The sequence below is a fragment of the Mesorhizobium sp. 8 genome, from assembly GCF_006351905.1.
Classification (GTDB): domain Bacteria; phylum Pseudomonadota; class Alphaproteobacteria; order Rhizobiales; family Rhizobiaceae; genus Mesorhizobium; species Mesorhizobium composti.
The window spans coordinates 4,542,138-4,566,778 of record NZ_CP040914.1 but is presented as its reverse complement, the minus strand read 5'-3'; the positions used below and the strand labels follow the sequence as shown (position 1 = coordinate 4,566,778).

The 24,641-nt window shown below is 66.1% G+C and carries 24 protein-coding genes and 1 pseudogene; 18 read left to right on the top strand and 7 right to left on the bottom strand.

Going from position 1 to position 24,641, the window contains the following annotated elements; all coding sequences use genetic code 11:
• Positions 1–82: 82 nt before the first annotated feature.
• Positions 83–601 (bottom strand): prepilin peptidase, encoded by a 519-nt coding sequence (locus FGU64_RS22025; protein WP_139955037.1) that lies wholly within the window; start codon positions 599–601, stop codon positions 83–85.
• Positions 602–810: 209 nt separating this feature from the next.
• On the opposite strand from FGU64_RS22025, the gene FGU64_RS22020 reads away from it, so the two are divergent.
• The 3 genes from FGU64_RS22020 (at position 811) to FGU64_RS22010 (ending at position 2,619) form a co-directional block, all read left to right on the top strand.
• Positions 811–1,233, top strand: a complete 423-nt coding sequence (locus FGU64_RS22020; protein ID WP_139955036.1) for a pilus assembly protein N-terminal domain-containing protein — start codon at positions 811–813, stop codon at positions 1,231–1,233.
• Between the two features lie 140 nt (positions 1,234–1,373).
• Positions 1,374–1,988, top strand: a complete 615-nt coding sequence (locus FGU64_RS22015) for a TadE/TadG family type IV pilus assembly protein (RefSeq protein WP_139955035.1) — start codon at positions 1,374–1,376, stop codon at positions 1,986–1,988.
• A gap of 31 nt (positions 1,989–2,019) precedes the next feature.
• Positions 2,020–2,619, top strand: a complete 600-nt coding sequence (locus FGU64_RS22010; RefSeq protein WP_139955034.1) for a TadE/TadG family type IV pilus assembly protein — start codon at positions 2,020–2,022, stop codon at positions 2,617–2,619.
• Here the strand turns inward: FGU64_RS22010 and FGU64_RS22005 are convergent.
• Complete coding sequence (locus FGU64_RS22005) at positions 2,616–3,566, bottom strand: PhnD/SsuA/transferrin family substrate-binding protein (RefSeq protein WP_348639777.1); 951 nt, start codon at positions 3,564–3,566, stop codon at positions 2,616–2,618. The genes FGU64_RS22010 and FGU64_RS22005 overlap by 4 nt on opposite strands.
• 112 nt (positions 3,567–3,678) lie before the next feature.
• On the opposite strand from FGU64_RS22005, the gene FGU64_RS22000 reads away from it, so the two are divergent.
• From FGU64_RS22000 to FGU64_RS21955, 11 genes and pseudogenes are all read left to right on the top strand, one after another.
• Positions 3,679–4,917 carry a phosphopentomutase gene (locus tag FGU64_RS22000; RefSeq protein WP_139955033.1) on the top strand — a complete coding sequence of 413 codons (1,239 nt, stop codon included), beginning with the start codon at positions 3,679–3,681 and terminating at the stop codon, positions 4,915–4,917.
• A complete protein-coding gene (gene mutM / locus FGU64_RS21995) occupies positions 4,910–5,800 on the top strand; it encodes a bifunctional DNA-formamidopyrimidine glycosylase/DNA-(apurinic or apyrimidinic site) lyase (protein ID WP_139955032.1) in 891 nt (296 codons plus the stop codon). Before FGU64_RS22000 ends, mutM begins: the two co-directional genes overlap by 8 nt.
• Before the next feature lie 36 nt (positions 5,801–5,836).
• Positions 5,837–6,610, top strand: coding sequence for an enoyl-CoA hydratase (locus FGU64_RS21990; protein WP_139955031.1), 774 nt, complete (start codon positions 5,837–5,839; stop codon positions 6,608–6,610).
• 157 nt (positions 6,611–6,767) lie between these two features.
• Positions 6,768–7,034, top strand: coding sequence for a 30S ribosomal protein S20 (gene rpsT, locus FGU64_RS21985; protein ID WP_136359313.1), 267 nt, complete (start codon positions 6,768–6,770; stop codon positions 7,032–7,034).
• A gap of 833 nt (positions 7,035–7,867) precedes the next feature.
• Positions 7,868–9,391, top strand: a complete 1,524-nt coding sequence (gene dnaA / locus FGU64_RS21980) for a chromosomal replication initiator protein DnaA (RefSeq protein WP_230978821.1) — start codon at positions 7,868–7,870, stop codon at positions 9,389–9,391.
• A gap of 268 nt (positions 9,392–9,659) precedes the next feature.
• A complete protein-coding gene (gene dnaN / locus FGU64_RS21975) occupies positions 9,660–10,778 on the top strand; it encodes a DNA polymerase III subunit beta (RefSeq protein ID WP_136359317.1) in 1,119 nt (372 codons plus the stop codon).
• 13 nt (positions 10,779–10,791) lie between these two features.
• Positions 10,792–11,934, top strand: coding sequence for a DNA replication/repair protein RecF (gene recF, locus FGU64_RS21970; protein WP_139955030.1), 1,143 nt, complete (start codon positions 10,792–10,794; stop codon positions 11,932–11,934).
• Positions 11,935–12,291: 357 nt separating this feature from the next.
• Positions 12,292–13,050, top strand: coding sequence for a molybdopterin-synthase adenylyltransferase MoeB (locus FGU64_RS21965; protein ID WP_139955512.1), 759 nt, complete (start codon positions 12,292–12,294; stop codon positions 13,048–13,050).
• Between the two features lies 1 nt (position 13,051).
• A pseudogene (locus FGU64_RS21960) lies at positions 13,052–14,248 on the top strand (aconitase X catalytic domain-containing protein); the annotation flags it as partial.
• Positions 14,249–14,470: 222 nt separating this feature from the next.
• Complete coding sequence (locus FGU64_RS23790; RefSeq protein WP_281405302.1) at positions 14,471–14,866, top strand: DUF126 domain-containing protein; 396 nt, start codon at positions 14,471–14,473, stop codon at positions 14,864–14,866.
• Positions 14,867–14,896: 30 nt separating this feature from the next.
• On the top strand, positions 14,897–15,454 hold the full coding sequence (locus FGU64_RS21955) for a GNAT family N-acetyltransferase (protein ID WP_246671191.1): 558 nt from the start codon (positions 14,897–14,899) through the stop codon (positions 15,452–15,454).
• 15 nt (positions 15,455–15,469) lie between these two features.
• Here FGU64_RS21955 and FGU64_RS21950 read toward each other — a convergent pair whose 3' ends face one another.
• Complete coding sequence (locus FGU64_RS21950; RefSeq protein WP_139955028.1) at positions 15,470–16,471, bottom strand: D-glycerate dehydrogenase; 1,002 nt, start codon at positions 16,469–16,471, stop codon at positions 15,470–15,472.
• A 182-nt stretch (positions 16,472–16,653) separates the two neighbouring features.
• Here FGU64_RS21950 and FGU64_RS21945 point away from each other — a divergent pair, with 182 nt between their 5' ends.
• A complete protein-coding gene (locus FGU64_RS21945) occupies positions 16,654–17,202 on the top strand; it encodes an SH3 domain-containing protein (RefSeq protein WP_139955027.1) in 549 nt (182 codons plus the stop codon).
• A 29-nt stretch (positions 17,203–17,231) separates the two neighbouring features.
• Here FGU64_RS21945 and irrA read toward each other — a convergent pair whose 3' ends face one another.
• On the bottom strand, positions 17,232–17,663 hold the full coding sequence (gene irrA, locus FGU64_RS21940) for an iron response transcriptional regulator IrrA (RefSeq protein ID WP_139955510.1): 432 nt from the start codon (positions 17,661–17,663) through the stop codon (positions 17,232–17,234).
• A 252-nt stretch (positions 17,664–17,915) separates the two neighbouring features.
• Between irrA and fabA the strand changes: the two genes are divergently transcribed.
• Genes fabA through fabI form a run of 3 tightly spaced genes read left to right on the top strand, consistent with a single transcriptional unit; the run spans position 17,916 to position 20,513 of the window.
• On the top strand, positions 17,916–18,431 hold the full coding sequence (fabA, locus tag FGU64_RS21935; protein ID WP_139955026.1) for a 3-hydroxyacyl-[acyl-carrier-protein] dehydratase FabA: 516 nt from the start codon (positions 17,916–17,918) through the stop codon (positions 18,429–18,431).
• A 32-nt stretch (positions 18,432–18,463) separates the two neighbouring features.
• Positions 18,464–19,687, top strand: coding sequence for a beta-ketoacyl-ACP synthase I (gene fabB / locus FGU64_RS21930; RefSeq protein ID WP_136359329.1), 1,224 nt, complete (start codon positions 18,464–18,466; stop codon positions 19,685–19,687).
• Positions 19,688–19,700: 13 nt separating this feature from the next.
• A complete protein-coding gene (gene fabI, locus FGU64_RS21925) occupies positions 19,701–20,513 on the top strand; it encodes an enoyl-ACP reductase FabI (protein WP_139955025.1) in 813 nt (270 codons plus the stop codon).
• Between the two features lie 15 nt (positions 20,514–20,528).
• On the opposite strand, the gene FGU64_RS21920 is transcribed toward fabI, so the two are convergent.
• The 3 genes from FGU64_RS21920 to pnp all read right to left on the bottom strand — a co-directional run bounded on the left by FGU64_RS21920 (position 20,529) and on the right by pnp (position 24,369).
• Positions 20,529–21,545 carry a class I SAM-dependent methyltransferase gene (locus FGU64_RS21920; protein WP_139955024.1) on the bottom strand — a complete coding sequence of 339 codons (1,017 nt, stop codon included), beginning with the start codon at positions 21,543–21,545 and terminating at the stop codon, positions 20,529–20,531.
• A gap of 30 nt (positions 21,546–21,575) precedes the next feature.
• Positions 21,576–21,983 carry a cytidine deaminase gene (locus FGU64_RS21915; protein ID WP_139955023.1) on the bottom strand — a complete coding sequence of 136 codons (408 nt, stop codon included), beginning with the start codon at positions 21,981–21,983 and terminating at the stop codon, positions 21,576–21,578.
• A 241-nt stretch (positions 21,984–22,224) separates the two neighbouring features.
• A complete protein-coding gene (gene pnp / locus FGU64_RS21910; protein ID WP_139955022.1) occupies positions 22,225–24,369 on the bottom strand; it encodes a polyribonucleotide nucleotidyltransferase in 2,145 nt (714 codons plus the stop codon).
• Positions 24,370–24,641 lie beyond the last annotated feature (272 nt).

Here is a 24,641-nt window from a genome sequence, read left to right as displayed (position 1 = left end):
AAGCATCGCCCGCCGCATCGACCGGCAGGCATGAAAAAGGCGGCCGGAGCCGCCTTTGCGAGAAAGTTGTGCCGGCGAGCGCTCACGAGGCCGTGCGCTCCAGCGCCCACTGCACCAGCGGCGATGCCGGAAAGGCCAGAAGCCCGCCGAGGCCCAGCGCGATGCCGTAGGGAATGCCCATCTTCTCGTCGGCGAAGTGGCGCAGGAACAGGTTGTTGCGCGTCATCGTCGCCAGCACCGAGCCGCGATAGACGAGCAGCGCCATGGTCAGCAGACCGCCGATGACGGAAGCGATAAGAAGATAATCGACGAGGCAGGTACCGAAACCCATCCACACGGAGGTCGCCGCCATCAGCTTGGCATCGCCGCCGCCCATGGCGCCGAGGGCGAACAGGCCGATCGTGCAGGCCAGCACCAAGGCACCGGCGGCCAGATGCAGGCCATACTGCGTCCACTCCATGCCCGTCAGCGGCGCCACGACCATGAAGGCTCCGGCGAGGATGAGCGAGACCCGGTTGGCGATCGTCATCGACAGCATGTCGGAGATCGCCGCGAACAGCATGCAGAAGGGAAAGACGACGAAGATCAGGGCTTCAAGCATCGGGGTCCACCATGGTTCCGGGCGGCGAATGCGCCACTACAGGCACCTTAGGCGATTTCCGTTAAGGATCGATGAGCCGGGAACGGCGGATTTGCGCGATTCCCGTCTCTCCGCGATGCCGGGGGCGCCGCCGTTTAACCGTTGGTTCACCAATCCCGTTCATGATCCGTTGAACACATTCGCGCAATCCGCGCAGCCCGGAGATTGAAATGGCCCTGTCGAGATCGTTCCTGATCGCCGCCGCGCTGCTTTCGGCAACGGCCTTCGCGGCGCCGGCGCGGGCGGACGCCGGGATCGAGGTGACGATGAACCAGGCGCGGATCGTCAAGCTGGCGCGCGCGGCCGACACCATCGTCGTCGGCAACCCGCTGATCGCCGATGCCGCCGTGCAGGACGCCTCCACCATCGTGCTTACCGGCAAGGGCTTCGGCGTCACCAACCTGGTGGTGCTCGACAAGGACGGCAGCCCGATCATCGACGAACAGGTGACCGTGACGCGCCAGAACGCCTCGACGGTGCGCATCTACCGGCGCTCGCAGGTGCAGACGATGTCGTGCACGCCCTATTGCGAGAGCTCGTTCAAGAGCGAGGCCGAGCGCACCTCGGAAATGGAAATGAACGCCGGCAACTGACCGGCGCTCAAGCCTGACCGGCTCGACGGCCGGGTTAGCGGCGCGTTAATGCAAACCGTGCGAATTTAGGTTTCCGTCAAACCGGACCTCAACAGGTTTCGTCTACGGTGCCCTGCGACAGAGTTTACGGGCCGCACGACATGGACGACACATCTGGCCGACCGAACGACCGCAAGACGCGAGGCAAGGGCCTGCTCGTCCGCTTTGCGCAGGATCGCCGCGGCGTGACAGCCATCGAATTCGGCCTGCTGGGCACGGCCTTTTTCGCACTGGTCTTCGTCATCCTCGAAAGCTGCGTTTCCTTCGCATCCCAGGAAGTCATGGTCAACGCCACCGACACCGTGGCGCGCCAGTTGCGCACCGGCCAGGTCAAGAAGGCCGACGCCACCGAAGACTGGGTGAAGCAGCAGATCTGCAACCAGCTCAGCCTGCTGGCCGCAAACAACTGTCTCGGCCGCATCCACGTGGACCTGCGCACTTTCACCACATTTCACGATGCCGCCGAACTTGGCTTCGAGATCGCCAAGAAAAACGGCAGGGACGGGGTCCAGTTGACCAAGCTGGCTGACGGCCAGAAAGTCGATGATGAATTCAAGTTCCTTCCCGGCACGTCGATGACCAAGAACATGCTGCGGGTCTTCTACGAATGGCCGGTAATGACGGACTACATGGCTCTCCAGTTGTCCAACTTGAACGATACCGACACGCTGCATTTCGCTTCGGCGATCTGGCAGAACGAACCCTTCAACGACTAGCGGGCTGGCGCGGGGGCCGGAAGCGACGATCATGGCGAGCGCGGGGGCGCATGGGGCAATGAGGAAACTGGCGGCAGGGATCAGGCGGCTTTGCGCCGACAGGAGCGGCGTGGCGGCGGTCGAATTCGCCTTCATCGCGCCCGTCCTGCTGATACTTTACTTCATCACCATGGAGGCATCGCAAGGGCTCGAAACCAGCAGGAAGGTCGCCCGCCTGGGCTTCACGGTAGCGGACCTCGTCTCGCAGCAGTCCCAGGTCAATACAGAAACGCTTGGGGATATCGTGGCCGTCGCCGCCTCGACGATGCAGCCCTACCACCGCTCCACGCCGACAATCACCATCACCGCCATCACGATAACGTCCGAAGGGCCGACGGTGGAATGGCGGTATAAGACCGGCGAGGCGACCGACAACACCATAAACGTGCCCGCCAAGCTCAACGTCCCGGATTCCTTCCTGCTACAGGTGACCAGCACGCTCGATTACAAGCCCATCATCGCCTGGTCGGGACAAAACGTGGCCGCGACCGGCCTGATATCGAGTTTCGGCGACATTACGATGAGCAACACCTATTATGTCAGGCCGCGCGTGACGTTGACCGTCCCCTGCTCCAACTGCCCTGGTAGCTAAGGCCGGGACTTGCCGGCAACGGCGCGCACCAGCGTCACCGCCGGCTGGTAGTCCTTCGGATTGACGGCGACGAAGCCGCCGGGATGGCCGCGCTCCATGAGGCGGTAGACCTTCGGGTCCCGGTCCTTCAGGCCGGTCAGGAAATCGACGAGGCGCCGCTTGGCGTCGGCGTCCAGGTCGCTGCGCACGGCATGCGGCCCGTAGCGCAGCAGGCTAGACGTCCACACCACCTGCAGCGCCGAGGCTGGGATGCCCGCCGATTTCAGGCGTGCCACGGTGCCGCCGCCCGACGACCGGTCCCCGCCGCGCGTTGCCGACGCCCGTTCCCAGCCGAACATGGCATCGACGGTGCCGGCCGCCAGCATAGCCTCGGCGGCCGAAGCCGAGGCGGCGCGCCAGAGCAGCGGCTGGCCTTCCAGGTCCGTCACGCCGGCGGCGGCAAGATCGGCCAGCGGCATCAAGGTGCCGGCGACGCTGTCGGGAGGCCCGAGCGCAATGCGGCGCGAGGCCATGTCGGACGGCTTCGATATCCTGGCGTCGCGCGTGACAAGGACCGAGCGGATGCCGGCGGCCCCGTCGGCATCGGTCGGCGCCACCAGCGGCTCGACGCAGCCGCAGCGGAGCGAAACCAGCGCATAGGCGGTGGCCGAATAGACCGCATAGTCGACGCGCCGGTCGATCTGCGCCTCGATCAGCGTGGCATAGTCGCGCGCCACCAGAACCTCGACCTTCATGCCGAGCGCCTTCGAATAGGCGTCCGTCAGCAGGGCAAGGCCGGGAACGGCATTGCCGGCGCCGGGTTCGGCCACAATGCCGATGCGGAAGGTGCCGATATCCTGGCGCCAATCCGCCAGGGCCGGACGGCAGGCGAGCGTCACCATCGCGGCGAGCCCCGCCGCCGCGACACGCGCATGCGTCCTGCGTCCCTTCTTCACGATCTGCCCCACCGGTCCCATGTCCTAAACGGAATTATCGCGGCAAGCGGTTGCCGTTTGGTTTCCGAATTGCCAAGGCGGGCGCCGGCTCCTATGTCTGGGTTGCAACCAGCATGGGCAGCCGATGGCGCGCGCTTTCGTTTTCGTTCTCGATTCCTTCGGCATCGGCGGAGCCGCCGACGCCGGCAAATACGGCGACGCCGGCGCCGATACGCTCGGCCACATCGCCGAAGCATGCGCGGCGGGCAAGGGCGACCGGGACGGCCTGCGCCAAGGGCCGCTGCTTTTGCCCAACATGGTCGCGCTCGGCCTCGGCGAAGCCGCGCGCATCGCAACCGGCTTCGACTTCGGCCGAGGGATCACGCTTGCCCCCTCCTCCTTCCACGGCGCGGCGCAGGAAATCTCCGCCGGCAAGGACACGCCCTCCGGCCATTGGGAGATCGCCGGCCTGCCGGCACGCTTCGACTGGGGCTATTTTCCCGACACGGTTCCGGCCTTTCCGGCCGCGCTGACCGAGGCGATGATCCGCGAGGGCCGGGTGCCCGGCATCCTCGCCAACCGGCATGCGCCCGGCACCACCGTCATCGAGGATTTCGGCGAGGAGCATATCCAGACCGGCAAGCCGATCTGCTACACGTCGGTCGATTCGGTGTTGCAGATCGCCGCGCACGAGGAGCATTTCGGCCTGCAACGGCTCTACGACTTCTGCAAGGTGGTGCGGCGCCTGTGCGACCCGCTGCATGTCGGCCGCGTCATCGCCCGCCCGTTCCTCGGCGAGAGCCGCGACACCTTCAAGCGCACGCCGAACCGCAAGGATTTTTCCGTGCCGCCGCCCGAGCCGACGCTGCTCGACCGTGTGATCGACCATGGCGGCAAGGTCATTGCCATCGGCAAGATCGGCGACATCTTCGCTCATCGCGGCATTTCGGAGGTGCGCAAGGGCGCCGGCAACATGGCCATGTTCGATGCCGCGCTCGGCGCCCTGGACGACGCGAAGGACGGCGACTTCGTCTTCGCCAACTTCGTCGATTTCGACACCGAGTTCGGCCACCGTCGCGACGTGCCGGGTTATGCGGCAGCCCTCGAGGCCTTCGACCGGCGCGTGCCGGAGGCGCTGGCCAAACTGAAGACCGGCGATCTTTTCCTGCTGACCGCCGACCACGGCAACGACCCGACCTGGCACGGCACCGACCATACGCGCGAGCGCATCCCCATCGCCGGGCTGGCGCCGGGACTGAAGGGCGGCGCCGTCGGGCTGAGGCCGACCTTCTCCGACATCGGGGCTACCGTGGCCGAGCATCTCGGCATCGCCCCCGGCGGCAACGGCACCTCCTTCCTCAAGGCGTTACGCGGCCATGCCTGAACTGCCCGAGGTAGAGACCGTCCGGCGCGGCCTGCAGCCGGTGATGGAAGGCGCGCGCATCGAAAGGGTCGAGGCACGCCGGCCGGACCTGCGCTTTCCCCTGCCCTCGCCCTTCGGTGCACGGCTGGAGGGCCGGCGCATAACGGCGCTGGGGCGCCGCGCCAAATACCTGACGATGCATGTCGACGGCGGTCCGGTGCTGATCTGCCATCTCGGCATGTCCGGCTCCTTCCGCATCGAAAAGGACGGAGCGGGCGAGATCCCCGGCGATTTCCACTACGAGCGCTCGAAGAACGCCGCTCATGACCATGTCGTCTTCCACCTCTCGACGGAAAAGGGAGAACCGGCGCGCGTCGTCTACAACGACCCTCGCCGCTTCGGCTTCATGCTGTTCGCCGAAGGGGCGCCGGACGAGCACGCCATGCTTGCCGGGCTCGGCATCGAGCCGACCGGCAACGCGCTCGACGGGCCGCTGCTGGCGGGCCTGCTCCAGGGCAGGAAGGCACCCTTGAAGGCAGCGCTTCTCGACCAGAGCCTGATCGCCGGGCTCGGCAACATCTATGTGTCGGAAGCGCTGTGGCGCGCCGGCCTGTCGCCGCTGCGGCTCGCCGGCACGCTCGGCAAGGCAGGCCCGAAGGCGCGCGCCATGGCCGACTGTCTGGCCGGGTCGATTCGCGCCGTCATCGCCGACGCCATCGCCGCCGGCGGTTCCTCCTTGCGCGACCATCGGCAGGCGGACGGCTCGCTCGGCTATTTCCAGCATAGCTTCGCCGTCTACGACCGCGAGGGCATACCTTGCCCGACACCCGGTTGCAGCGGCACGGTGCGGCGCATCGTGCAAAGCGGCCGCTCGACCTTTTACTGTCCCACCTGTCAGAAGTAGCATCGCGGCCCAGCACCAGCCGAACGGGAGAAGACCATGGCCTATGAAACGATCATCGCCGAAACGCGCGGCAAGGTGGGGCTGATTACACTGAACCGTCCCAAGGCGCTCAACGCGCTGAACTCGCAGGTGCTGGCCGATATCGTGGCGGCGGCGCAGGCCTTCGACGCCGACGACGGCATCGGCGCCATGGTCGTCACCGGCTCGGAAAAAGCCTTCGCCGCCGGCGCCGACATCAAGGAGATGCAGGCCAAGACCTATGTCGAGGCCTATCTGGAGGATTTCTTCGTCGGCTGGGAGGAATTCACCCGCACGCGCAAGCCCGTCATCGCGGCGGTGGCCGGCTATGCGCTGGGCGGCGGCTGCGAGCTCGCCATGATGTGCGACTTCATCATTGCCGCCGACAGCGCCAAGTTCGGCCAGCCGGAAATCACGCTCGGCGTCATGCCCGGCATGGGCGGCTCGCAGCGGCTGACCCGATTCGTCGGCAAGTCGAAGGCGATGGATATGGTGCTGACCGGCCGCATGATGGACGCCACTGAGGCCGAGCGTTCGGGACTGGTGTCGCGGGTCGTGCCGGCGGCCGACCTGGTCGAGGAAGCGGTGAAGGCCGCCCAGAAGATCGCCGACTTCTCGCTGCCCGCCGTCATCATGGCCAAGGAAGCCGTCAACCGCTCCTATGACCTGACACTGGCCGAGGGGCTGCGATTCGAGCGGCGGGTCTTCCATTCCATGTTCGCGCTGGACGACCAGAAGGAAGGCATGGCCGCCTTCGCCGAGAAGCGCAAGCCGGCGTTCAGGAACCGGTGAGCGACATAGAGCAAATTGCTGTAGCTTCTCCGTTGACGCGCCCGGAAAGCTGAACTATAAGCCGCACCAACTGAGGCGGCCGCGTGGCTGCCCGTTTGTTTTTTGCGCCTTGCGGCTTGCCGTGGCGCCGACCCGTTGAGATCAGAAGAGAGGCACCATGGCCAACACCTCCTCGGCCAAGAAGGCAACGCGCAAGATCGCCCGCCGCACGGCGATCAACAAGAACCGCCGTTCGCGCGTCCGCAACTATGTGCGCAAGGTCGAGGAAGCCCTGGCCGCCGGCGACAAGGCCGCCGCCGAGGCCGCCCTGCAGATCGCCCAGCCCGAGTTGATGCGCGCCGCCGGCAAGGGCGTGCTGCATGTCAACACCGCCTCGCGCAAGGTCTCCAGGCTGACGCGTCGGGTCAAGACCCTGACCGCCTGATCGCCCTCAAAGGCAGGCCCGTTCCAATCGACCCGGCGCATCGCGCCGGGTTTTTTCGTTTGTCGGCAAGGGCTTGGAAAACGGCCGTGCCGATTGCCGCTGCGGCAGGCCGGCAGACCTCGTTTTCGTTTGCCGGCGGGAGGGCCTGCCCGGTCCATTAGAGAGCGCGCAAAAGCCTCCGGCGGCGATTGCTCCGGGCAGACATTTCCGTTTTATTCCAGACACTTACGGAAGGTCATCCACAAGCCGTCCACACTATGCCCAGGGCGGCGGCGAACAAGCCTGTGTCAAGGGAAATAATAAAAAATATTTCGCGCCAGCTACCCTTTTTCACACGGCTTGGAAAAGGGTTTGAATCACAACGGCTTTGCGGTTTCGACCCGGTGCGACACCGCGCCGGAAGGCGCCCACGCTAACCAGATTCGTTAAAAATCCGTTAGAGGCGGCCTTGCCCTTTCCACAGCGATTTCGTTAGTGTCTGCCCATCGAAAGGGACGGGCCCCAGGCCCTCGACCTAGCTGAAATCGGCAGCGTCCACAACGCGGATCGTCTCCGCGAACGGGCGAGGTTTGCCCTCTCGATGCGTAGGGGACTGAGTCATTGTGCATGGCAGTCGCAGGCCCACCGGCTTTAGCCGGGCGGCATTGCTTTGCCTGATCGGTCCCGCGGCCCCATGTCGGCAACGGCAGCGGGCAAACGGCGGCGACGGTCAGCGGCGACCGGTGCGGCCGGCAAGGAGCATCGTCGGGATCAAGGTGCAGGAGGCGCACCCCCGGCGCAACGAAGGTACGAAGACAGGAACCATAAGAATGCAGAGCGGCACCGAAAGGGAGATGAGCGGCGACATCCCGTTTGCGGGTAATCCCGGCGGGAGCGACACCGTGGGAAACAGCGCGGCAGACCAGCGCTTCGAGAGCATCAAGGCCCAGCTGAAGGCCCGGCTCGGCAGCGAGGTCTATTCGAGCTGGTTCGGCCGTATGAAGCTGGCCGAAGCCTCCAAGGGCATCGTGCGCCTTTCCGTGCCGACGGCATTCCTGCGCTCGTGGATCAACGGCCACTATCTCGATCTCATCACCGAATTGTGGAAGCAGCAGGACGACGACGTCCTCAAGGTCGAAATCATCGTGCGCAGCGCCGTGCGGCCTGTGCGCCACACGGAGGCCGAAGCGGCGCCGGCACGCAAGACCGTACGCCAGACCCAGACGGCGCTTTCCTCCGGCACGCTGGCGCCGGGCAAGCCGGAGCGCATTCCCGCACCGCGCAGTGCCGCGAGCGCAGGCGGCGGCATGGACGGCGAGCAGCGCCAGAGCGTGCTCGGCTCGCCGCTCGACCCGCGCTACACCTTCGCTTCCTTCGTCGAGGGGCCGTCCAACCGGGTGGCGTTCGCGGCGGCGCGGGCGGTGGCCGAATCCGCCTCCAGCGCGGTGCGCTTCAACCCGCTGTTCCTGCATGCCACCGTCGGCCTCGGCAAGACGCACCTGTTGCAGGCGATCGCGGCGGAAGCGCTGAAGCACAACCCGAAATCGCGTGTCGTCTACCTAACGGCCGAATATTTCATGTGGCGCTTCGCCACCGCCATCCGCGACAACGACGCGCTGACGCTGAAGGAGCGGCTGCGCGACATCGACCTGCTCATCATCGACGACATGCAGTTCCTGCAGGGCAAGTCGATCCAGCACGAGTTCTGCCATCTCATCAACATGCTGCTCGACAGCGCCAGGCAAGTGGTGGTGGCGGCCGACCGGCCGCCGGCGGAACTGGAATCGCTGGAGCCGCGCGTGCGCTCGCGCCTCAACGGCGGCGTGGCGCTGGAAATGGCCGCGCCCGACTATGCGATGCGGCTTTCGATGCTCAAGCAGCGGCTCGCGGCCGCTCAGGCCGAGGATCCTTCGCTCGCCATTGCCGACGACATCATCGCCCATGTGGCGCGCACCGTCACCGGCTCTGGCCGCGAACTGGAAGGGGCCTTCAACCAGTTGCTGTTCCGCCAGTCGTTCGAGCCGATCACCATCGAGCGCATCGACGACATCCTCGGCCATATCTACCGCTCGGGCGAACCGAAGCGGGTCCGCATCGAGGACATCCAGCGCATCGTGGCGCGCCACTACAACGTTTCGAAGACGGAACTGCTGTCCAACCGGCGCACGCGAACCATCGTCAAGCCGCGGCAGGTGGCGATGTATCTCTCCAAGGTGATGACGCCGCGCTCGCTGCCCGAGATCGGCCGGCGCTTCGGCGGCCGCGACCACACCACCGTGCTGCACGCCGTGCGCAAGATCGAGGACCTGTCCGGTTCCGACAACACGCTGGCGCAGGAACTGGAGCTGCTGCGGCGGCTGATCAACGACCAGGCCTGAAAACGTTCGTGAAACCACGGCATGGCCGGCCGCCTTCGCGGACCGGCCATGCGGTTTTCCAGACGATTTGCCGATGACGGGCGACACTTGCGGGACCAGATGAAGTTTATCCCCGACAAAGCCTGCGGCGCCTCATCGCACGAGCCTGCCGGGCTTGCTTTTCAAGGGGTTTTCCTGTCAGTTTGACCAGATTCCAAACGAGTTTGGAGCAAGTTGCGGGTCGGCATACCGGAGACCCGCTTTGCCAGTCGGAGCGAGTCTTTTCGTCATGCGCGTGATCCTGGAACGGTCGAACCTGCTCAAGTCCCTCAACCACGTCCACCGCGTGGTCGAGCGCCGCAACACGATCCCCATCCTGTCCAACGTGCTTCTGTCGGCCGAGGGTGGCTCGCTGGAAATGAAGGCGACGGACCTGGACCTCGAGATCAACGAGGCGACGCCGGCCAAGGTGGAACAGGCCGGCGCCACCACCGTGCCGGCGCATCTGCTCTACGACATCGTGCGCAAGCTCTCTGAGGGTGCGGAGGTGATGCTGAAGACCGACGAGGACGGCAACGCCATGTCGGTTATTTCCGGCCGCTCGTCCTTCCGCCTGCAATGCCTGCCGCAGTCCGATTTCCCCGAGCTTTCGGCCGGCTCCTTCCCACATATCTTCCGGCTCGACGCGACCGCGTTGAAGACGCTGATCGACAGGACGCAGTTCGCCATCTCCACGGAGGAGACGCGCTATTACCTCAACGGCATCTACCTGCACGCGATGGACGTCGGCGGCAAGCTCAAGCTGCGCTCGGTGGCGACCGACGGCCACCGGCTGGCGCGCGCCGAATTCGACGCGCCGGCGGGCTCGGAGGGAATGCCGGGCATCATCATCCCGCGCAAGACGGTCAGCGAGTTGCAAAAGCTGGTCGACGATCCGGATGTCGCCGTCACGGTCGAGCTTTCCGACACCAAGATCCGCTTCACCATCGGCTCGGTGGTGCTGACCTCGAAGCTGATCGACGGCACCTTCCCCGACTACCAGCGCGTCATCCCGACCGGAAACGACAAGAAGCTCGTCATCGACCGGCAGACCTTCGCCGCCGCCGTCGACCGCGTGTCGACCATCTCCTCGGAGCGTGGCCGGGCCGTGAAGCTGGCGATCGCCGACGGACAGCTGACGCTGACAGTCAACAACCCCGATTCGGGCAGCGCGACCGAGGAACTGGCGGCCGACTATTCTTCCGATCCGCTGGAGATCGGCTTCAACGCCCGCTACCTGCTCGACGTCGCCGCTCAGCTCACCGGCAGCGAGGCGCGCTTCATGCTGGCCGACGCCGGCTCGCCGACGCTCATCCACGACACCAGCGACGAGAACACGCTCTACGTGCTGATGCCGATGCGGGTGTAAAGCCGCAGTCCCTGTGCCCTCCCCGCACATTACGCGCCTGACGCTCACCAACTTCCGCAACTATGCGGCGCTGGCGGTCGATCTTCGTCCGGGCGCGGTGGTGCTGACGGGCGACAACGGCGCCGGCAAGACCAATCTGCTGGAAGCCGTCTCGCTGCTTGCGCCGGGGCGCGGCCTGCGCCGCGCCGCCTATAGCGAGGTGGCGCGCGAGGGCGGCGACGGCGGTTTTGCCCTGCACGCCCGGCTGGACGGCCCGGGTGGCGAGGCCGAGATCGGCACCGGCACATCCGGCAACGACACACCCGGCGAAGGCGGGCGCAAGGTGCGCATCAACGGGGCGACAGCGCGCTCGGCGGAAGCCATGCTGGAATGGCTGCGCGTGGTGTGGCTGACGCCCTCGATGGATTCGCTGTTCACCGGACCGGCCGGCGACCGCCGACGTTTCCTCGACCGGCTGGTGCTGGCGATCGACGCCGGGCACGGCCAGCGCGCGCTGGACTACGAAAAGGCGATGCGTGGCCGCAACCGGCTGCTGGCCGAAGGCTCGCGCGACGGCGCCTGGTTCGAGGCCATCGAGACGCAGATGGCCGAGACGGGCACGGCGATCGCCGCCGCCCGCGCCGAAATGGTGCGGCTGCTGGCCGCCATGATCGAACGCCTGCCCGGCGACGGGCCGTTTCCGCAGGCCGACATCGGATTGGCGGGCGAACTGGAGGCGGCGGTGGCGACGATGCCGGCCGTCGAGGCCGAGGAGCGGTTCCGCCGCGCGCTGGCCGAGGGGCGCGAGCGCGACCGCGCCGCCGGCCGCACGCTGGAAGGACCGCACCGCGCCGACCTGACCGTGCGGCACCGGCCGAAGGCCATGGCGGCGGAATACTGCTCCACCGGCGAACAGAAGGCGCTGCTGGTCGGCATCGTGCTGTCGCATGCAAGGCTGACCGGCGAGATGGCCGGCATGGCGCCGATCCTGCTGCTCGACGAGATCGCCGCGCATCTCGACGCCGGCCGGCGCGCGGCGCTGTTCTCGATCCTCGAGGAACTCGGCGGCCAGACCTTCATGACCGGCACGGATGCAGCACTTTTTTCCAGCCTGAAAGGCCGGGCGCAGTTTTTGACCGTTGACCATGGCACGGTGACGGCGACGGAAGGGTTTTGAGCAGGCCGTGTCGTCTCACTATAGGGCGGCGCCGCCCCCCGCCCCTAACCCCTCCCCTCAAGGGGGAGGGGAGGGGAAGCTGATGCGCCCTGAGCCCCCTTGAGGCAGGGCTATCGCATATGGAATTTCTCTATTCTGACTGGCGCGACACCCCACCCCTGCCCCTCCGCGCAACGGGGAGGGAGACGCCAACGCCGCCGTTTCAGCCGAAATCGGTGAGCTTGGCGCGCTGTAGCAGTGCCGCAAAGTCCCCCTCCCCCTTGAGGGGAGGGGTTAGGGGTGGGGGTACGGCGCAGTCCTATGCGATTTCGCGAATCCTCGCCTGACAGCGCCTCTTTCGCGCTCTATGGTTCGACCATGACGACCGTCCTGCCCCTGTCCGACGAAGAACTCGAACGTTATGCGCGCCATATCGTGCTGCCGGAGGTGGGCGGGCCCGGGCAGCAGAAGCTGAAGCGGGCGCGGGTGCTGGTCATCGGTGCCGGCGGGCTGGGCGCGCCGGTGCTGGAATATCTGGCGGCCGCCGGCGTCGGTACGCTCGGCATCGTCGACGACGACACCGTCTCGCTGTCCAACCTGCAGCGGCAGGTCATCCACGGCACCAAGTCGATCGGCCGCCCGAAAGGCGAAAGCGCGCGCGAAGCGATCCAACGCATTAACCCGCATGTCACCGTCGAACTTCACACGCTGCGGCTGACGACGGACAACGCCCCTGCCCTCGTCGCCGGTTACGATCTCACCGTCGACGGCTCCGACAACTTCGACACGCGCTATGCGGTGGCGGACGCCTGCGAACGGGAGAAAAAGCCGCTGGTCCATGCCGCCGTCGGCCGCTTCGACGGTTCGGTGACGGTGCTGAAACCGTTCAAAACGGGTGCCGACGGCAGGCAGAACCCCTCCTATCGCGACCTGTTCCCCGAGCCGCCGCCCGCAGGCGTCGTGCCCTCCTGTGCCGAGGCCGGCATCCTCGGCGCGCTGACCGGCGTCATCGGCACGTTGCAGGCGATGGAGGCGATCAAGCTCATAACCGGCATCGGCGAGCCGCTGGTCGGCCGGTTGCTGCTCTACGACGCGCTGGCGGCGCGCTTCGAGACGATCCGCTACAAGAGGCGCTGACGTGGCTCTCACCCTGACCGCCGAGGAACAGACAGTCGCCGGCGGCCGCGACGGCACCGCAATCGCCATGCGCATCGTCACGGAGGCCGCCCGCCTGCTCGGTGCGCCGCGCCTGATTCCCATCGCTTCGGCCCATATCGACGGCGCGCTCTACCACGGCGATTCCGGCACGCTGTTCGCCGAAAGGCTGGTCGAGGGCGGCGCCAGGGCCGCCGTGCGGTCAACCCTCAATGTCGGCGGGCTCGACCTCATGGGCTGCTCGAAAGTGCGGCTCGAAGGCCATGAGCGCGCCATGGCGCGGCGCATGATGGACGCCTACCGCACACTCGGCTGCGAGCCGAGCTGGACCTGCGCGCCCTATCAGGCCGGGCATCGGCCGGCCTTCGGCACGGACGTCGCCTGGGGCGAATCGAACGCCGTCGTCTTCTGCAATTCCGTGCTCGGCGCGCGCACCAACCGCTACGGCGATTTCCTCGACATTGCCTGCGCCATCGCCGGCCGCGCGCCGGACTACGGCCTACACCGGCCGGAGAACCGGCTGGCAGAGGTGGTGTTCGACGTTTCCACCCTGCCCCGCGCCTTCCTCGGCTCGGAAATCGCCTGGCCGGTTCTGGGCAGCCTTTTCGGCCGGGAGGTCGGCACGGCGATCGGCGTCGTCGCCGGCGTCGAGGGCCATCCGGGCGAGGACGCGCTGAAAGCCTTCGGCGCGGCCGCCGCTTCCTCCGGCGCGGTCGGGCTGTTCCACATCGCCGGCGTGACGCCGGAAGCGCCGGATGTGGCGACAGCGCTCGGCGGCCTGCCGCCGCCAGCGGTCATCCGGGTCACGCCGGACATGGTCGCGGCTGCGCGCGCCGGCCTGTCGACGGCGACGGCGGCCGACCGCATCGATGCAGTGGCCATCGGCAGCCCGCACCTGTCGCTCGCCGAGTTCACGGCACTGGAGAGGCTGATCGCCGGGCGGCGGTTGAAAGTGCCGCTTTACGCCTGCACTGGGCGCCACGCGCTGGCGCACCTGGAAAACGACGGGCGGCGCAAGACGCTGGAGGCGGCGGGCGTCACCATCGTCGCCGATACCTGCGTGGTGGTGACGCCGATCCTGCCCGACCTTGCCGGGGCCGTTTTGATGACCAATTCCGGCAAGTTCGCACACTATGCTCCGGGCAACACCGGCTACGGCGTGCTCTACGGCTCGCTCGCCGATTGCGTGGAAAGCGCGGTGACCGGACGGCCGGTGTTTTCGGATCTGGCGGCGGGTGAATTGGGCGACGTCGCTACCTCCACCCCTAACCCCTCCCCGCAAGGGGGAGGGGGACTTGAGCGCGGCAGCTTCCCCTCCCCCTTGCGGGGAGGGGTTAGGGGTGGGGGCACTTCAGCGGCGATCAAGAATGATGTTGCCGACGAAGCGGAGACGCCGTCCGAAATCTTGGTATCCGGCGCCCCTGCCACCGGCGAATCCCTCATCCTCACCGCGCCCATCAGCTTCTGGGGCGGCGTCGATGCGAAGACCGGGCGGATCGCCGACGTGCGCCATCCGCAGCATGGCGAATCCATAGCGGGCAAGGTGCTGTTCCTGCCGGGCACCATCGGCTCGTCCTCGGCCTCGGCGGTGCTGCTGGAACTCGTTCACAACGGCCATGCACCGGCCGCGCTCGTTCTTCACGAACCCGACGCCATCCTCCTGCTCGGCCTGATCGTGGCGCGCGAGATGGGCTGGAAGACGCCACCGGCGGTGAAACTGGACCGGGGTCGCTTCGAGCGCTTTCGCGGCAAGCGAGTGACCGTCGATGTGCAAGGAACTCTCACCGTCTCTGACTGAGACCGCATAGCTGTTCCCGCGTGCCGGCTCATGTTAGCTTTGCTGCAGATAACTGGCGATCGCGGGGATGAGATGATCTCGGTTATGCCTGCCCGTAGCGCCCGGGATTTCGATGCCGCCGCCGACCTTTGCCGCAGGCTCGGGCAGTGGGATGCCGAGGCGGTTGCGCCGCACGGCGTCTCGGCTGCGGCCGTAACGGCGATCTTTCATCCCGACCGGAGCGGCAGCGACCTCGCCGCGAAATATGACCATCCGGACGCCATGATGTTTCTCGCGCGGGTCGAGGGCGTGCCGGCCGGATGCGTCGCGTTCGAAGCGTTCAACGAACAAGCCTCGGAGATCGAAAAATTCTTCGTCGACACGCAATTCCGCGGCAAGGGCATCGGCAGGTCGCTGATGGCCGCCGCGATGGCGGAACTCGACAAGGGACGGCGGCGAACCGTTCTCCTCCACACGACGTTCTACATGACAAACGCAATCGCCATGTACGAGGCTTTCGGCTTCACGCCGTGTCCGCGTTTCCGCCAGACGCCGGAATTCATCAGGCATACCGACGTTTTCATGGCGCGCACGCTGTCGCCGCACTGACCCCGAACGCGGACGTCAGGTCCTGAGCGGCAGCACGCGGTCCGGCGGACGGTGGCCATCGAAGAAGGCGCGGATGTTGATGATGACCTTCTCGCCCATGTCGATGCGGCCTTCCAGCGTGGCCGAGCTCATATGCGGCAAAAGCACGACCTTGCCGCGGGCGGCGAGCTTCAACAGCTTTGTGTTGAGGGCCGGCTCGTTCTCGTAAACGTCCAGCCCGGCGCCGGCGATCTTGCCGTCCTGGATGAGCTTGACCAGCGCGTCCTCGTCGATGATGTCGCCGCGCGCAGTGTTGACGATGTAGGAAGTGGGCTGCATCAGCGCCAGCCGCCGCGCCGACAGGAGATGGAACGTGGCGGGCGTCGAGGGGCAGTTGACCGAGATGATGTCCATGCGGGCCAGCATCTGGTCGAGACTTTCCCAGTAGGTCGCCTCCAGTTCGTCCTCCACCGCCTGCATGATGCGGTGGCGGTTGTGATAGTGGATCGACAGGCCGAACGCCTTGGCCCGGCGCGCGACGGCGGTGCCGATGCGGCCCATGCCGACGATGCCGAGGCGCTTGCCGCCGATGCGGCGGCCGAGCATCCAGGTCGGCGACCAGCCTGGCCATTTCTTGTCGCCGGGAAGCACGTTGGCGCCTTCGGCCAGCCGGCGCGGCACGGCGAGCATCAGCGCCATGGTCATGTCGGCGGTGTCTTCGGTCAGCACGTTGGGCGTGTTGGTGACGGCGATGCCGCGCTTTGCCGCGGCGGCGATGTCGATCTTGTCGACGCCGTTGCCGAAATTGGCGATCAGCTTCAGGTTCTCCCCGGCCTCACCGATAAGTGCGGCGTCGATCGTGTCGGTGATGGTCGGCACCAGCACGTCGGCTTCCTTGACGGCGGCGACCAGCTCATCATGGCTCATCGGCCGGTCCTCGACGTTCAGCCGGGCGTCGAACAGCTCGCGCATGCGCGTCTCGACCGGATCCGGCAGCTTGCGCGTGATGACGACGAGAGGCTTCTTCTTGGCCGCCATTCCTTCCCTCGATCCCGGATTCGTTGAGAGCTCTTTAACCAAGACGGGCGAAACTGCAAACCGGTGGCAGCGCCCTTTGCTTCATGTATCAAGCGCTGCCGCCGATGACAAAGAAAAAGGGTGTCGCGCGGGCCTGCGGGCAACCGCGCGGTCAAGTGAACGGCAACATCTGGGGAATGAAAGTGTCTGGTTTCGCGTCGCTCCGCCTGATCGTCAGCGCAGCCTTGCTGGGCGCAGCCTTCCATCCCATGCCGTCCGCCGCGCAGGGCGCTGCCCAGAGCGTGACGCTCGGACCGAGCGGCCTGCCGCTGCCGCGATTCGTCAGCTTGAAGTCCGGCCGGGTCAACTCGCGCATCGGGCCGGGCGTGAACTATTCCGTCAACTGGATGTACCTGAAGGCCGGCCTGCCGATGGAAATCGTGCAGGAGTACGACACATGGCGCAAGGTGCGCGACGCCGAAGGCTCCGAAGGCTGGATCAACCAGTCGCTGCTGTCGGGCAAGCGCACGGCGATGGTGGCGCCGTGGCAGCGCGGCAAGGACGCCGAGATCAAGCTGCTGGGCGATCCCGACAAGGGCGCCGGGGTCGTCGCGCTGGTCGATCCCGGCGTGATCGGCACGATCAAGTCCTGCACCGGGGACTGGTGCGAGATGACGCTGGGCGGACACACCGGCTGGATCAACCAGTCGCTGCTGTGGGGCGCCTATCCCGGCGAGAAGATCAAGGACTGACGGCGCAAGCCGGCGAAGGTCGCCGGGCCTTACGAGTTGCGCTTGGCGCGCAGCCTCACCACTACGTCGACATTGGCGATTTCCATGCCGTCCGGCGGTTCCGGCAGATTGCCGACCGTGACCGGGCCATGCTCGATGTCGAAAACCCGGTTTTCGCCTTCGACGAAGAAATGATGGTGATCGGACGTGTTGGTGTCGAAGTAGGTGCGGGCGCCTTCGACCGCGAGAATGCGCAGCAGGCCGGCCTGCGTGAACTGGTGCAGCGCATTGTAGACGGTGGCCAGCGACACCGGCACGCCGGCGACCTGCGCCTCCTCGTGCAGTTCCTCGGCCGACAGATGGCGATCGCCCTTGGCGAACAGCAATTCGGCCAGGGCGACGCGCTGGCGCGTCGGCCTCAGCCCGGCCTCACGCACCCGCCGATCAACCGTGATCGTTTTCGCCTGCCCGTTGTCGTCCATCACCCAGCAGCAATCCGTCTCCGCACGGTCGCGAAAGGAAAAACGGCGCTTTCCTCGAACCCGTGCGTTCCCCGACATATATTCTGTCGGCTCCGCACGATCAATAGCGCGCATTGACCCGCGCGGTGGGGCGGGTTAGAGCCTCTGGACCGATCGGACGGCCGGTTTTCCGGCGCAAACGGGTTATGCTACGAACGTCGCGACAGACGTCGAAACAGGGCGGCACGGCCCGCAGGAACGGGGACGAATTCAATGGCGGATCGAAAGTCGAGCTACGACTATGAGGATCTCCTGGCCTGCGCCAAGGGCGAATTGTTCGGCCCCGGCAACGCGCAGCTGCCTTATCCGCCGATGCTGATGTTCGACCGCATCACCGAGATCAGCGAGACCGGCGGCGCCTTCGACAAGGGTTTCATCCGTGCGGATTTTGCCATCAATCGCGACAAATGGTTCTTCCCCTGCCATTTCATCGACAACCCGATCATGCCCGGCTGCCTCGGCCTGGACGCCATGTGGCAGCTCACCGGCTTCTTCCTCGGCTGGCTGGGCGAGCCCGGCAAGGGCATGGCGCTGTCCACCGGCGAGGTGAAGTTCAAGGGCATGGTGACGCCGTCGGTCAAAAAGGTGGAATACGGCATCGACTTCAAGCGCGTCATGCGCGGCCGGCTGGTGCTCGGTATCGCCGACGGCTGGCTGAAAGCGGATGGCGAGCCTATCTATTCCGCGACCGACCTGAAGGTCGGCCTGTCGAAGCAATCGGCAGCCTGAACCAGAACAGCTTTCTCGCGAGGAGCTTGCGCATGAGACGAGTCGTAGTCACAGGCCTGGGCATCGTGTCGTCCATCGGCAACAACGCTGACGAAGTGAGCGCCTCGCTGCACGACGCCAAATCGGGCATCAGCTTTTCCGAATCCTTCGCCGAGCACGGCTTCCGCTGCCAGGTCTGGGGCGCTCCGAACCTGGACACGACCGACCTCGTCGACCGGCGTGCCGCCCGCTTCCTGTCGCAGGGCGGCATGTGGAACCACGTCGCAATGAAGCAGGCCATCGCCGACAGCGGCCTTGAGGAAAGCGACATCTCGGACAATCCCCGCACCGGCATCATCATGGGCTCGGGCGGTCCTTCGACGCGCACGATCGTGGAAGCTGCCGAAACCACGCTGAAGAACGGCAGCCCGAAGCGAATCGGCCCCTTCGCCGTGCCGAAGGCCATGTCGTCCACGGCGTCGGCCACGCTCGCCACCTGGTTCAAGATCCACGGCGTCAACTATTCGATCTCCTCGGCCTGCTCGACCTCGGCGCACTGCATCGGCAACGCCGCCGAGATGATCCAGTGGGGCAAGCAGGACGTGATGTTCGCCGGCGGCCACGAAGACCTCGACTGGACCATGTCGAACCTGTTCGACGCCATGGGCGCGATGTCGTCCAAGTTCAACGACCGGGCATCCGTGGCCTCGCGCGCCTACGACGTGAACCGCGACGGCTTCGTCATCGCCGGCGGCGCCGGCGTGCTGGTGCTGGAGGAGCTCGAGCGCGCCAAGGCGCGCGGCGCCAAGATCTATGCCGAGATCGTCGGCTACGGCGCGACCTCGGACGGCTACGACATGGTGGCGCCATCCGGCGAAGGCGCGATCCGCTGCATGCGGCAGGCGCTTTCCACGGTGAAAGGACCGGTCGACTACATCAATACCCACGGCACCTCGACACCGGTCGGCGATTCCAAGGAGATGGGCGCCATCCGCGAGGTGTTTGGCGACAAGATGCCGAACATTACCTCGACCAAGTCGCTCACCGGCCACTCGCTGGGCGCGGCGGGCGTGCAGGAATCGATCTATTCGCTTTTGATGATGCAGGGCGGATTCATCGGCGAGAGCGCCCACATCGAGAATCTCGATCCGGAATTCGAGGGCATGCCGATCGTGCGCAAGCGCATCGACAATGCCAAGATCGACACGGCGCTGTCGAACTCCTTCGGCTTCGGCGGCACCAACGCCACCCTGGTCTTCCAGCGCTACAACGGCTGAGGAAAATCCTGCCATGGAAGGTCTGATGAAAGGCAAACGCGGCCTCGTCATGGGCGTCGCCAACGACCATTCGATTGCCTGGGGCATCGCCAGGAAACTCTCCGAGCACGGCGCGGAACTCGCCTTCACCTACCAGGGCGAGGCCTTCGGCCGCCGCGTCAAGCCGCTGGCCGATCAGGCAGGCGCGAAACTGGTCGTGCCGTGCGACGTCGAGGACAGCGCTTCGGTCGCCGCCACCTTCGACACGCTGAAACAGGAATGGGGCGGGCTGGACTTTGTCGTCCACGCCATCGGCTTCTCCGACAAGAACGAGCTGAAGGGTCTCTACGCCGATACCAGCCGCGAGAACTTCGTCCGCACCATGGTGATCTCCTGTTATTCCTTCACCGAGATCGCCCGCCACGCGGCGGGGCTGATGACGGACGGCGGCGCCATGGTGACGCTGACCTATGCCGGCTCGGTGCGGGTCATGCCGAACTACAACGTCATGGGCGTCGCCAAGGCAGGGCTCGAAGCCAGCGTGCGCTATCTCGCCAACGACTACGGTCCGCGCGGCATCCGCGTGAACGGCATTTCGGCCGGGCCGGTGCGGACACTGGCCGGCGCCGGCATTTCCGACGCGCGCTATATGTATTCCTATCAGCAGCGCAACTCGCCCCTGCGCCGCACCGTCAACATCGACGAGGTCGGCGGCTCGGCGCTCTATCTCCTGTCGGACCTGTCGTCGGGCGTGACCGGCGAAATCCACTACGTCGATTCGGGCTATCACATCGTATCGATGCCGACGCTCGACGAACTGAAGCATACCGACAGCGGGCACGAATAACCGCCGACTATACCGTCAGCGGCGCGCCGAAAGCACCTTGAAGGCGGCATCGCGGGCGATTTCGGTATGGCTGGAAAAGGCCTCCGCCAGCACGGGCTCGTAGGGCAATTGCCGGTTCGCCACCATGAGCAGCCTGCCGCCAGGCTTCAACGCCCGCGCGGCGGCGCGGATCATGCCGGCGCCGATGTCCGGTTCGGCTGCGCGCCCCTTGTGGAACGGCGGGTTCATCACGACCGCGTCGTAGCGATGCTCGACCGGCTCGGCCAAAAGATCGTGCCAGAAGAACGCCGTTTTCGGCGCAATCCCCTGCAAATTGACCTTTGCCGCCTCAAGCGCCTCGAAATCGGCCTCGTAGAGATCGAGCGCCGCTACCGCCGGGCACTGCCGCGCGATTTCGGCGGCCAGATAGCCCCAGCCGGCGCAGAAATCGCCGACCGTCCCGGCAAGATCGCCGGGCAGGTTCTGCACCAACAAGCGCGAACCGGCATCGACGCGGTCGTGCGAGAACATGCCGGGCGCGGCTAGGAAGCGGTTTTCCACATGGACAGGCGGATTGGCGCCGCGCAAGGCCGAGGCTATGCCATCTTCAGCAGGCCGCCGGAACCAGAAGGCGAGGCCGTGATACTTCGGCAGCGATCCTTCGATTTCGACGAGGCTGCCCAGCCGCTTGCGCAGGCTGGCGATGCCGTCGTCCCTGGCGCCGGCGACAGCGATTAACGCGCCTGCCCTCGTCCGCTCGATCGCCTCGGCAACGTTAAGTTCGTTCCGGCCGCGATGGCGGCCAGACAGCACCAGGGCGAGATCGTAGCCTTCGCCTTCGGGGCGCGGCGTCACCGACACCAGCCCCATGCGCTCCAGCGCGCGGAAATCCGGCCGGAAACTCTGCACGGCATGGATCACAGCGGCCCAGCCCTCCGGCAGGCGGAACCCCGGCTCGGCGCCGAGGAACAGGGCGCGCGCATTCCGGTCGGGCGGATCAAGGTCGCCGGCCGCAAAGGGATGGAACAGGGTTTTCAATGAATCGGTCGCCATGGCCCCCGATAACACGATCGCCCGCCGCGATCAGCCGGCAACGGCTGGCTTGACGGGCGCGGCGAACGGCAGCAACTCGGCGAGCGTGACCACCGTGTCCGGTGCCACGACAACGGCGGTGTGCCAATTGCCGGGGTCCACCTGCCGGATCAATTCGCGGCAGCGGCCGCACGGCGGCATCACCGCGCCGTCGGCGTTCATCGCCACGATAGCGACGATGCGGGTCTGCCGGCTCTTGAGCATGTCGGCGATGGCAGCATGTTCGGCGCAGAAGCCGAGGCTGCAAGCCGTGTCTATGCAGATGCCGGTGTGGACGCTGCCGGACGCCGTAACCAGCGCCGACGCCACGCCGCCGGCGGACAGGTCTTCCGAACAGATGAAATCGCCGGCGACCTTGAGCGCCGTCACCTGCAACGCTCTGTGATCGAAGTTTGCCATCGTCGTCTCCTTTGTCCCGTTCACGTCCCGCCGGCGCGGGCGCCTATAGCACGGATCGAGGCTGACGAGTCAGGCGGGGCCTAAAGCACGTCGCGATCTTTCAGATTCGCTCCTGCGCTTTAGGTTTTTGATTCTACGCATGTCTTTGACCCGAAACCGGGGCCACTTTCAGGAGACATGCGTTAAGCAAAATGGGCGCGGCTTGCGCCGCGCCCGTCCGCATTTCCGTTGAAGGCAGAAATCAGGCCGCGTCTTCGGCGTCCGCCTTCTTTTCCCTGACGATCTCCTTGCCGGTCGCCTGGTCGACGACCTTCATGGAGAGGCGTACCTTGCCGCGCTCGTCGAAGCCCATCAGCTTGACCCAGACCTTGTCGCCTTCCTTGACGACGTCGGTGGTCTTGGCGACGCGCTCGTTAGAGAGCTGCGAGATGTGGACCAGACCGTCCTTCGGGCCGAAGAAATTGACGAAGGCGCCGAAATCGGCGGTCTTGACGACCGTGCCTTCATAGATCTCGCCGACTTCCGGCTCAGCCACGATGGTGTGGATCCACTTCTTGGCCGCCTCGATCTCCTTGGCGTTCGACGAAGCGATCTTGACCGTGCCGTCGTCCTCGATGTTGATCTTGGCACCGGTCTTTTCCACGATCTCGCGGATGACCTTGCCGCCGGAGCCGATGACGTCGCGGATCTTGTCGGTCGGGATGTGCATGACCTCGATGCGCGGCGCGAACTCGCCGAGCTGACCGCGGCTCTCCGACAGAGCCTTGGCCATTTCGCCCAGGATATGCAGGCGGCCGTCCTTGGCCTGGCCGAGGGCGACCTTCATGATCTCCTCGGTGATGCCGTCGATCTTGATGTCCATCTGCAGCGAGGTGATGCCGCCGGCGGTGCCGGCCACCTTGAAGTCCATGTCGCCGAGGTGGTCCTCGTCGCCCAGGATGTCGGAGAGCACGGCGAAGCGCTCGCCTTCCTTGATGAGGCCCATGGCGATGCCGGCGACGGGCTTTGCCAGCGGCACGCCGGCATCCATCAGTGCCAGCGAGGTACCGCAGACGGTGGCCATCGAGGACGAGCCGTTGGACTCGGTGATCTCGGAGACGACGCGCAGCGTGTAGGGGAACTGCTCGGCGACAGGCAGCATCGGATGGACAGCGCGCCAGGCGAGCTTGCCGTGGCCGATCTCGCGGCGACCCGGCGAACCCATGCGGCCGGTCTCGCCCACCGAGTAGGGCGGGAAGTTGTAGTGCAGCAGGAAGGTTTCCTTGCGCGTGCCGGTCAGCTCGTCGATGTACTGCTCGTCCTCGCCGGTACCGAGCGTGGCGACGACCAGCGCCTGCGTCTCGCCGCGGGTGAACAGCGCCGAACCGTGGGTGCGCGGCAGGACGCCGACTTCCGCGACGATCGGGCGGACGGTCTTCAGGTCGCGGCCGTCGATGCGCGAGGAGGTGTCGAGGATGTTCCAGCGCACGACCTTGGCCTGAAGCTCCTTGAACACGGTGCCGATCTGCTCGGACGTGTACTTGGCCTCTTCGCCCTCGGCCGGCGCGAAGGCCGTCTTCACCTTCGCCTTGACGGCGTCGACGGCGGCATAGCGGTGCTGCTTGTCGGTGATCTTGTAGGCGTCGCGCAGCTCGTCGCCGACGACCTTGAGCATTTCGCCCTCGAGCTCGGAATAATCCGGCGAGGTGAAGTCGCGCGGGTCCTTGGCGGCGACCTCGGCCAGCTTGATGATCGCCTCGATCACCGGCTGGAAGCCCTTGTGGCCGAAGGTGACGGCGCCGAGCATCACGTCCTCGGACAGCTCCTTCGCCTCTGACTCGACCATCATGACCGCGTCGGACGTGCCGGCGACGACGAGGTCGAGCTTCGATTCCGGCATCTCGTCGAGATGCGGGTTGAGTACGTATTCGCCGTTGATGTAGCCGACGCGGGCGCCGCCGATCGGGCCCATGAAGGGCACGCCCGAGAGCGTCAGCGCAGCCGAGGCCGCGACCATGGCAACGATGTCGGGGTTGTTCTCCAGGTCATGCTGGACGACGGTGACGATGACCTGCGTGTCGTTCTTGTAGCCGTCGGCGAAAAGCGGGCGGATCGGCCGGTCGATCAGGCGCGACACCAGCGTCTCGTTCTCGGACGGACGGCCCTCGCGCTTGAAGTAGCCGCCGGGGATCTTGCCGGCCGCGAAGGTCTTTTCCTGGTAGTTGACGGTCAGCGGGAAGAAATCGAAGCCCGGCTTCGGCTCCTTGGCCGAAACGACGGTGGCGAGAACGACGGTTTCGCCGTAGGTCGCCAGCACCGCGCCGTCAGCCTGGCGCGCGATCTTGCCGGTTTCGAGGATGAGCGGACGGCCGCCCCATTCGATTTCCACCTTGTGGTGATTGAACATATCTTGTCCTTCGTGTGCGAAAGGGGCCGCGACACCTTTGTGCGCGACTGCCCCCTTCCCTGGCTTCGTTCAGGGCAGCCACGGGCAAGACAACGGGAAGCTCGATCAATTGCCGCCGGCGGTCGGCGCGAGCGTCCTGCAATCCTGCCCCATGACCGTCCATGGGCGGCTTCAGGCTGCCCTCTGCAGCGAAAAGCCGTTCGGACCGACGCTCTATGCGCGGCCCGGATGCGCGACCGGCGGACCCTCTTGAAGAGAGCCCGCCGGCCGAA